General features: G+C 62.1%; 8 protein-coding genes and 2 pseudogenes. 7 read left to right on the forward strand and 3 right to left on the reverse strand.

From position 1 onward, the window contains the following. Positions 1-69: 69 nt before the first annotated feature. Genes SCI24_RS20060 through SCI24_RS20085 form a run of 6 tightly spaced genes read left to right on the forward strand, consistent with a single transcriptional unit; the run spans position 70 to position 5291 of the window. Entirely contained in the window at positions 70-963 is an 894-nt protein-coding gene (locus tag SCI24_RS20060) for a TRAP transporter large permease (RefSeq protein ID WP_318727069.1), read from the forward strand. Positions 964-985: 22 nt separating this feature from the next. Beyond that, positions 986-1759, forward strand: a complete 774-nt coding sequence (locus tag SCI24_RS20065; RefSeq protein WP_318727062.1) for an SDR family oxidoreductase — start codon at positions 986-988, stop codon at positions 1757-1759. Between the two features lie 19 nt (positions 1760-1778). Further along, positions 1779-2714, forward strand: coding sequence for a 3-hydroxyacyl-CoA dehydrogenase (locus SCI24_RS20070; protein ID WP_318727063.1), 936 nt, complete (start codon positions 1779-1781; stop codon positions 2712-2714). A 49-nt stretch (positions 2715-2763) separates the two neighbouring features. Next, entirely contained in the window at positions 2764-3696 is a 933-nt protein-coding gene (locus SCI24_RS20075; RefSeq protein WP_318727064.1) for a 3-keto-5-aminohexanoate cleavage protein, read from the forward strand. A gap of 11 nt (positions 3697-3707) precedes the next feature. Continuing rightward, positions 3708-4241 (forward strand): gamma carbonic anhydrase family protein, encoded by a 534-nt coding sequence (locus SCI24_RS20080; RefSeq protein ID WP_318727065.1) that lies wholly within the window; start codon positions 3708-3710, stop codon positions 4239-4241. A gap of 39 nt (positions 4242-4280) precedes the next feature. After that, positions 4281-5291 (forward strand): LacI family DNA-binding transcriptional regulator, encoded by a 1011-nt coding sequence (locus tag SCI24_RS20085; protein ID WP_318727066.1) that lies wholly within the window; start codon positions 4281-4283, stop codon positions 5289-5291. Between the two features lie 44 nt (positions 5292-5335). Here SCI24_RS20085 and SCI24_RS20090 read toward each other — a convergent pair. Continuing rightward, positions 5336-5614, reverse strand: a pseudogene (locus tag SCI24_RS20090) (transposase); the annotation flags it as partial. A 246-nt stretch (positions 5615-5860) separates the two neighbouring features. Between SCI24_RS20090 and SCI24_RS20095 the strand changes: the two are divergent. Continuing rightward, the gene (locus SCI24_RS20095) at positions 5861-6055 is read left to right on the forward strand and encodes an MbcA/ParS/Xre antitoxin family protein (RefSeq protein WP_318727067.1); all 195 of its coding nucleotides are present in this window, start codon (positions 5861-5863) and stop codon (positions 6053-6055) included. Between the two features lie 112 nt (positions 6056-6167). On the opposite strand, the gene SCI24_RS20100 is transcribed toward SCI24_RS20095, so the two are convergent. Together SCI24_RS20100 and SCI24_RS20105 are read right to left on the reverse strand one after the other, a co-directional pair. Next, complete coding sequence (locus tag SCI24_RS20100; RefSeq protein WP_318727068.1) at positions 6168-6479, reverse strand: MbcA/ParS/Xre antitoxin family protein; 312 nt, start codon at positions 6477-6479, stop codon at positions 6168-6170. Positions 6480-6611: 132 nt separating this feature from the next. Then, a pseudogene (locus SCI24_RS20105) lies at positions 6612-6886 on the reverse strand (hypothetical protein); the annotation flags it as partial.

The following is a 6886-nucleotide window of genomic DNA, read 5'->3' on the forward strand; positions in this document are numbered from 1 at the left end:
TCTCACGGTGGCGGCGAGAACACCGCCAATGCCGTATCGGTTCCTGAAGATGGCTGACTGTTATGCGTAATCAGGAAGGGCTATCCCGGCAGCTATGCCGCCGCCAATCAGGCCGCCTCCGGCGCCCTCGGCGTGATCATCCCGCCCAGCATCCCGCTGATCCTCTACGGGATCGCCGCCAACGTCTCGGTGGGTGACATGTTCATCGCCGGCATCCTGCCAGGCATCCTGGTCACGCTGACCCTACTGCTCTTCGCCTACTTCTTCGCTAAGGCAAACGGCCTGGGCGGCAACGAGAAGAGTTCCCTGAAGGACGTCCTGCATGCTGGGCGCAAGGCGATCCTGGCGATTCTCATGCCGATCATCATCCTGGGCGGCATCTATGGCGGCATCTTCACGCCGACCGAGGCCGCGGTGATCGCGGTCGCCTACTCCTTCATGATCGGCTTTGTCATCTATCGGGAAATCACGCTTAACAGCCTGGTCAGCATCCTCAAGCAATCGGCGGTCACCACCGCCGTGGTACTCAGCATCATCGGTGCCGCGGGGCTCTACGGCCGCATCCTGCAGCGCCTGAGAGTGCCGGACATGATCTCCGATTTCGTGATCTCGGCCATCGATAGCCCGCTGCTCTTTATTCTCTTGGCCAACCTCCTTCTGCTGGTGGCCGGCATGTTCATCGAGGCGGCCGCTGCGATCCTGATCTTTGTGCCGATCCTGCTGCCGATCGCGATCGGCTACGGCTTCGATCCGGTCCACTTCGGCATCATCATGGTGGTCAACCTGGCCATGGGCATGTTCACCCCGCCGGTCGGCCTCAACCTCTTCGTGGCCTCCCAAATCACCCAGATTGGTATCGCCCGCCTCGCCTGGGCCGTCATGCCCTTTGTCGGCATCGTGCTCATCAACCTGCTGATCATCAGCCTGCTGCCCTTCCTGTCCACCTGGCTGCCTTCGCTGTAAGGCCCTTCAAGGAGAGAACACCATGACCGTCGTAGAAAGCCTGGCGCCACGCCACGGCCTCAGAGTGCTGATCACCGCCGGTGCCAACGGCATCGGCCTGGCCATCGCCAAGGCCTTCCAGGAGGCCGGCGCCCGCGTACACGTCTGCGATATTGATACCCGGGCCCTGGCCGCCCTGCCCGAGGGGATCACCCACACCCAGGCCGATGTCAGTCAGGAAGCAGACGTCGAACGGCTCTTCCATGATGCCGCCGCCCTAGGCGGGCTCGACGTGGTGGTCAACAACGCCGGTATTGCCGGGCCCACGGCTGGGATTGACGAGATCGACGACGAGAGCTGGACCCGCACCATCGACATCAATCTCAACGGCCAGTACCGGGTCGCCCATCGCGCCACCCCGCTGCTGCGCGAGAGCCAAGGGCTGATGATCAATCTGGCCTCGGTCGCCGGCCGCCTGGGGTTCGCCTACCGCACCCCCTATGCCGCCAGCAAGTGGGCTGTGGTCGGCCTGACCAAGAGCCTGGCCTGTGAGCTCGGCCCCGAAGGGGTGCGGGTCAACGCCATCCTGCCCGGCATCGTGCGCGGGCCGCGCATCGAGAAGGTCATCGAGGATCGCGCCGCCAAGCGAGGGATCGGCTACGCCGAGATGGAGCAGGAAAACCTCGCCAAGATCTCCCTGCGTCGCATGGTGGAACCCACCGACATCGCGGCCATGGCGCTGTTCCTGTCCGCGCCGGGCGGCGCCAATATCTCGGGCCAGGCGCTGAGTGTGTGCGCCAACGTCGAATCGCTGTGACCGGCAAAGGAGTCACCTCATGACAACTCGAATCGGCATCCTCGGAGCCGGCCTGATCGGCCGCGCCTGGGCCATCGTCTTCGCCCGGGCCGGCATGCCCGTCACCCTCTACGACGTGGATGCCGGCACCCTGGACAAGGCCAGGGAGGCCATCCGCCAGTCCCTCGCCGATCTCCAGCAGGCCGGCCTGATCGAGGACACAGAAGCCCCCCTGTCGCGCATCCGGACCGCGAGCAATCTGGCGAGCGCTATGACGGACGCAACGTACATCCAGGAGTGCGGCCCCGAGGACGTCGAGGCCAAGCGACGCATCTACACCAACCTGGAGGCGGTGGCGGCCGAAGACACCGTGCTGGCCAGCTCCACCTCGGGCATCGCCGCTTCGCAATTCACCGAGCACTTGCGCCACCCCGAACGCTGCCTGGTTGCGCATCCGGTGAACCCGCCCTACTTGATCCCGCTAGTCGAGGTCGCCCCATCACCGGCCACCTCGGAGTCAGCGGTGGACCGCACCATGCAGCTCATGGTGCAGGCCCAACAGGCGCCGATCCTGGTGCGAAAGGAGATCCAGGGCTTCATTCTCAACCGGCTTCAGGGCGCCCTGCTCAACGAGGCATTGCGTCTGTTCCGTGACGGCTATGTCTCCGCCGAGGACCTCGACAAGACCGTCAAGCATGGGCTAGGCCTGCGCTGGTCCTTCATGGGGCCCCTCGAGACCATCGATCTCAATGCACCGAACGGCGTGGTCGATTATGGCCAGCGCTACGGCCCGCTCTACCGCGACGTCGACCGCCAACGAGGGGATGACGATCCCTGGGCCCCCGCAACACTGGCCGCGCTGGACCAGGAACGCCGGGAACGGCTTCCGACCGCTGGCCTCGCCGACCGGCAGGCCTGGCGCGACCGCCGCCTCATGGCGCTGATGGCACACCAGCGCAGCTTCTCCCCTTCCTGACCCCGACATGTCCTGACTCCCGACACCTGCCACCAGGAGAGATATTCCCATGGCTACCCAACGCAAGGTCATCATCACCTGCGCCGTAACCGGCGCCATCCACACCCCCTCCATGTCACCCCACCTGCCCGTCACCCCGGAAGAGATCGCCGAGGCGGGCATCGCCGCCGCCGAGGCAGGCGCCTCCATCCTGCACCTCCACGCACGGGACCCGGAGAACGGCAAGCCCACCCAGGACCCGGCCGTCTTCGAGCGTTTCCTGCCGCGCATCAAGGCCTCTACCGATGCGGTCATCAACCTCACCACCGGCGGTAGCCCGCACATGACGGTGGAGGAGCGCATGCGCCCGGCCATGGAGTTCAAGCCGGAGCTCGCCTCGATGAACATGGGGTCGATCAACTTCGGCCTGTTTCCCATGCTCAATCGCTACGACAGCTTCCAGCACGAGTGGGAGCGTGCCCACCTCGAGAACAGCCGCGACCTGGTGTTCAAGAACACCTTCGCCGACATCGAGACGGCGATGACGCTCGGCGGCAAGAACGGGACCCGCTTCGAATGCGAATGCTACGATATCGGCCACCTCTATAGCCTGCGCAATGTCATGGACCGTGGCATCGTCGGGGGGCGAATCTTCGTGCAGAGCGTATTCGGCATCCTGGGCGGCATCGGCCCCCATCCGGAGGACGTGATGCACATGCGCCGCACCGCCAACCGGCTGTTCGGCGACGACTATGAGTGGTCCGTTCTGGGAGCCGGCAGCAGCCAGATGCGCATCGCCGCCCAAGCCGCCGCCATGGGTGGCCATGTCCGGGTGGGTCTCGAAGACTCGCTGTGGCTCGCGCCGGGCAAGCTCGCCGAGAGCAATGCCAGCCAAGTGGCCAAGGTTCGCGAGATCCTGGAGGGCCTCTCCTTCGAGGTGGCAACTCCCGACGAGGCGCGCGAGATGCTGCAGCTCAAGGGCGCCGACCAGGTCGGCTTCTAAGGAGACCTGTCATGCCTGTCTACCAACTCGAAGGGCACGCGCCTCACATCCACCCTGCCGCCATGGTGCTGGATGAGGCTACGCTGATCGGTCGCATCCACCTGGCCCCTGAAGTCACCGTCTGGCCTGGGGCGGTACTTCGCGGTGACAATGAACCGATCACTGTGGGAGAAGGCAGCAATCTGCAGGATGGCTGTGTCGTGCATACTGACCCCGGTTACCCGGTCACCCTCGGTCGTCAGGTGACCGTTGGTCACCTGGCCATGCTGCACGGCTGCCGCATCGGTGACGGCACGCTGGTGGGTATGAATGCGACCCTGCTGAACGGCGCAGAGATCGGTGAGCACTGCATCATCGGTGCCGGGTCACTAATCACCGCCGGCAAACGATTCCCGCCGCGCTCGCTGATCGTCGGCACCCCCGCCAAGGTGGTGAGGGAACTGACCGACGACGAGGTACAGTCGGCTCTGGACAACAGCCGTGTCTATGTGCAGAAGATCAACACATACCGTTCTCTGGAGCGTGTCGAGCTCGCCACTTCGTAGACCCTGCCATCACTTCAGGCCCGGAAAACAAGCGAATCGATGAAAAGAAAATCCGTTACCTCACGCGATGTCGCCCGCTTGGCCGGCGTCTCGCAATCAGCCGTAAGCCGGACCTTCTCGCCAAACGCCAAGGTTTCGGAGAGTACGCGTAAGAAGGTAATGGACGCCTCCCGCGAGCTGGGCTATCGCCCCAACACGATCGCCCGCTCGCTCATCACACGCTCAAGTCGCACCATCGCCGTGGTCACCTACAGCCTGGAGAATCCGTTTTACAGCTTCATGCTGGAGAAGGCCTCTCGCTTCTTTCAGGCGCAGGGCTATCACCTGCTGATGTTCTTCGCCCCGCCCAGCGGTGACTTCGACGCCGTGCTTGATGACATCATTCGCAGCCAGGTCGAAGGCGTGCTGATGCTGGCCATCACCATGACCCAGCACCAGGCCGGACTGGTGGACGACTTCGGAATCCCGGTCGTCATCATCAATCGCACCGTGGACTATGCCGGGATAAGCCAGGTTGGCAGCGACAACGTTCAGGGCGGCTACTGGGCAGGACGTCACCTGGCGTCATTAGGCCACCAACACTTTGCCTTCCTGGGTGGCCTGCCGGATTCCTCGACCCACCAGCAGCGTGAGAGGGGCTTCCTCGAGGGTCTGCAGTCCATGGACCGGACCTGTCAGGCAATCGAGATTGGCAACTACCGATACGAGGATGCCTGCCAGGCGACTCGACGTCTGTTCAGCTCACCTACACCACCCGATGCCCTCTTCGCGGCCAATGACCTGATGGCGCTTGCCGCCATGGAGGTCCTGCGTCACGAGTTCGGCCTTCAAGTACCCGGGGACATCTCGATCATCGGCTTCGACGACGTGCCCATGGCCGCCTGGCCCAGCCACTCGCTGACAACCGTCAGGCAACCCGTGGACATGATGATTCAGAAAGCCACCGAACTGCTGATGATGCAGATGGCTCAGGAGGACATGCCGCCCGAGCTCCACATCCTGCCAGTCACACCCATGCTGCGCGGTAGCACCCGTCCACCGTCGCGGTAGCCTGAACCGCATGTCATATAAGGATTGATAGGTTGGCGGCTGGGCGCATGCGCCCACCTTGCCTGGCTGTCGTAAATCGCATCTTCGAGTGCCTTGTCAGCGAGCGCATACCATTATTGCAGGAAGTAGATCCACAGCATGCGCTCCATGCCGATGGGCGGGCGGCTGCGCTTGCCGGCCGCGTTCGGGAAGTAGGCGGGCGACAGCGCGCCGATGAGCCGTTGCCAAGGCACTAGGGTTTCCATCTGAGCCAGGAACCGCTCGCGGAGGGTGACCTTTTTCTTGTTCTGGTACTCGGCTTGGGCGAACGAGATCTGCTTCATCGGGTGGCTCGGTCAGGTGGTGTGACAGGGTAGCAAGATTTTACCTCGCGACGGCTACCAGGCAGCTGCGGCGGGAATTATGCAGCGTTTCCCTATAGCAACCCTTGCTCTGTACTTCTTCACTATGTTGTTTTTAGTACTATTGTGAACCAGCAGCCTTCAGGAACCACTGAACAATTCGGTTCAGCCTGACCAAACCATCATCTCAGCGGACATTACATGACCAGTTCAAGAGGAGAAGGCGCCATGATTAATGCTCAATACCGGATCACCCTACTTGCCGAAGAGATCTTCGGCAGCCGGGAGAAAGCCACTAAGTGGCTACGCAAGCCGCGTCGGATCCTGGGAGGTATCAGCGCCCTGGAGGCTAGCGCAACACCGCAGGGCTACGCTGCTGCGGAAGAGCTGCTGGAACAGCTACGTCATGGGTTCGCGTCGTGATTGCATGGCCGCTGGCACCCTAACTATTAGCAACCAATGTTCCTCGTTGATTGGCGGACAAGGCCAGGGTTGGTGGATACCTTTTGTTTGCTACGCCATCTTCTGGCTCGGATCAGGTGTAAACTCCATGCTCTATCCTGCCTATTAGATCCAGCAACTGCTGAGGGTCTTCTTGCATGACATCGATTGGGCGCTTCCACCCAAGTCCCATGGACTCATGGTGTAACCAGCGGTCTGCCGCTGTTCTATAACCCCCAAACATTTCGATAGCCGCCCGCCAGATTGCGATTGCGATTTTCTCTTCCGACTCATCAGTGCCAAGCATCGCCCAATCCTCTTTTTCTGCAGCAGGCTCCAGCGGGGCCTCATACTTGACGACGCTCCTCCGTAGCCGTTCATACGGCTTATCGCTTCGTTTTGTCATTGCAGTCTCCATAGGATAACCGAGAAACGGGGGGGGGTGTGCTTTCGATTGACAGGCTTGCCAAGCGGATCGGCGCGCCTTCAGGACGGAGTCTCGTGGAGAACTACCGAAAAATTCATAGTAATTGCCGCCTCATCCAAGCCAGCCGGCATCTATTGACTGCAGATAGCGACACAGCGACTCGGTGCGACCGGCAGCCACAAGCTGATCAGCGGTTTGATAGTCGAACGCATCAACTGGTTCGTTGTGGAACCAGTTGCGAGATTTAAAACTAGAGTCACAGATCCGTTCGGCGGCGTCCAACACTGCCGCTGTGTGTTTTTCAATAGTGCTAGTCGGGTAGACCGGGCGATTGCTCGACCCGGCCCCCCTCAGATCCGGGCATGCGCAATTGACGCACCCGGCTC

This window comes from Halomonas sp. (assembly GCF_033549285.1).
In the GTDB taxonomy this organism is placed as follows: Bacteria; Pseudomonadota; Gammaproteobacteria; order Pseudomonadales; family Halomonadaceae; genus Halomonas.

Excerpts from the sequence above, each read along its gene's own strand:
- SCI24_RS20065 (WP_318727062.1), top strand. The coding sequence starts at position 986 with ATGACCGTCGTAGAAAGCCTGGCGCCACGCCACGGCCTCAGAGTGCTG.
- SCI24_RS20070 (WP_318727063.1), top strand. The coding sequence starts at position 1,779 with ATGACAACTCGAATCGGCATCCTCGGAGCCGGCCTGATCGGCCGCGCC.
- SCI24_RS20075 (WP_318727064.1), top strand. The coding sequence starts at position 2,764 with ATGGCTACCCAACGCAAGGTCATCATCACCTGCGCCGTAACCGGCGCC.
- SCI24_RS20080 (WP_318727065.1), top strand. The coding sequence starts at position 3,708 with ATGCCTGTCTACCAACTCGAAGGGCACGCGCCTCACATCCACCCTGCC.
- SCI24_RS20085 (WP_318727066.1), top strand. The coding sequence starts at position 4,281 with ATGAAAAGAAAATCCGTTACCTCACGCGATGTCGCCCGCTTGGCCGGC.
- SCI24_RS20095 (WP_318727067.1), top strand. The coding sequence starts at position 5,861 with ATGATTAATGCTCAATACCGGATCACCCTACTTGCCGAAGAGATCTTC.
- SCI24_RS20100 (WP_318727068.1), bottom strand. The coding sequence starts at position 6,479 with ATGACAAAACGAAGCGATAAGCCGTATGAACGGCTACGGAGGAGCGTC.